Source organism: Flavobacterium poyangense (assembly GCF_011751075.1).
GTDB classification, from domain to species: domain Bacteria; phylum Bacteroidota; class Bacteroidia; order Flavobacteriales; family Flavobacteriaceae; genus Flavobacterium; species Flavobacterium poyangense.
In genome coordinates this window covers 1-590 of the sequence record NZ_JAALLN010000152.1, presented here as the reverse complement: position 1 = coordinate 590, position 590 = coordinate 1, and the positions used below count along the sequence as shown (strand labels likewise).

The following is a 590-nucleotide window of genomic DNA, read 5'->3' as shown; positions in this document are numbered from 1 at the left end:
ATCCGCAAATTCTTCCAGAAGGTTGCCGGCGTCGAGACGACCACGAGCACGCAGGACGCGACGATCATCCAGACCCGCCACCGCATCCCCGAGGCGCCGCTGCAGGAGGGCCAGGTGCTGGTCTACCAGGTACCTATCCCCGAGCCGCTGCGCTTCCTCGAACCACGCGAGACGGAAACCCGCAAGATGCATGCGCTGGAAGAATACGGCCTCATGCATGTGAAGCTCTACGAGGATATCGCCAGGAACGGCCACATCGCCACCACCTATGCCTACCCGGTCAAGGTCGAGGGCCGCTACGTGATGGATCCGTCGCCGACGCCGAAATTCGACAATCCGAAGATGCACATGTCGCCGGCGCTGCAGCTGTTCGGCGCCGGACGCGAGAAGCGCATCTATGCGGTGCCGCCGCATACCGAGGTGATCAGCCTCGACTTCGAGGATCACCCGTTCGAGGTGCAGCGTTTCGACAAGCCCTGCGCGCTGTGCGGCGCAGAGCAGGTCTATCTCGACGAGGTCGTGCTCGACGATCGCGGCGGGCGCATGTTCGTCTGCTCCGACACCCACCATTGCGAAAGCCGCCAGGCCGC

The 590-nt window shown here is 63.9% G+C and carries 1 protein-coding gene; it reads left to right on the top strand.

Annotation, left to right across the window (positions count from 1 at the left end; all coding sequences use genetic code 11):
* The coding region (locus G3A47_RS23090) for an alpha-D-ribose 1-methylphosphonate 5-phosphate C-P-lyase PhnJ (protein ID WP_166926618.1) at positions 1-590 on the top strand (590 nt) is incomplete at both ends.